The sequence below is a fragment of the Amycolatopsis sp. H20-H5 genome, from assembly GCF_035828755.1.
Taxonomy (GTDB): Bacteria; Actinomycetota; Actinomycetes; order Mycobacteriales; family Pseudonocardiaceae; genus Amycolatopsis.
Map to the genome: position 1 here is coordinate 1 of NZ_JAYMZS010000072.1, position 735 is coordinate 735.

1 protein-coding gene is annotated in these 735 nt (G+C 75.2%); it reads left to right on the forward strand.

What is annotated here, in order from left to right:
- Positions 1-735 (forward strand): hypothetical protein (locus QMK34_RS30885; RefSeq protein ID WP_326418055.1); only part of this gene is annotated, 735 nt, incomplete at both ends.

A 735-nucleotide genomic window follows, 5' to 3' on the forward strand; every position in this document is an offset into this window, starting at 1 on the left:
CTGTTCTCGGGTGCCGTGCTGACGGCGGACCACGCCGGGGTGGACGTGATCGAGCCGGGTTCCACCCTCGACCGGATCGTGCCCGCCCTGGTCCCCGACGGGCCGTGGCTGGCCTGGCGCGGCGCCCACCGCCCAGATCCCGGGCTCGTCCGCGAGCGGGTCCGCGCGTACCTCGGGCGGTCCGCGAAGCTGCCCGGCACACCGGACGGACATCGCCTGCTCGCGGCGGCCACCGGACTCACGACGGCGTCGGTGCGTCGCGCTGTGGACGACATCGAGGCACCGGACTCGGCGCAGGTGCTCGAGTGGCGGGCCCGCTGGCGGCGGCGGGTGGGCCACATCCTGGCCGCGGAGGACATCACGCTGCCCGTGCCGGGGGAGATCGTCGTGCGCGGTGACCCGCTCAGCGCGGTGTTCCGCGCCGAATGGGATCACCAGCACTCGCTGGCCCGGCTCTTCGTCGAGGCGTCGGCGAACGTGCTGTCGGCCGCGTTCCGTGACGGCGACCCGGTGCTGCTGCACGGCCCGGACCGGGTCGGTTTCCTGGTCGAGCTGACCCGCGGCGAGGCGGTGTGGCGGACCGGCGCGGCCGGTCCGCACCGGCTGCGGATGCCCGCCGTGGGCCTGATCGGGCACCGGCGGGCGTACCTGGCGGTCTCGGTGGAACCTGACGAGGGCCGGGAGCGCACGATCTCGCGGCAGCGGACCGTCGTCACCGCCGGCCAGTTCGAACTG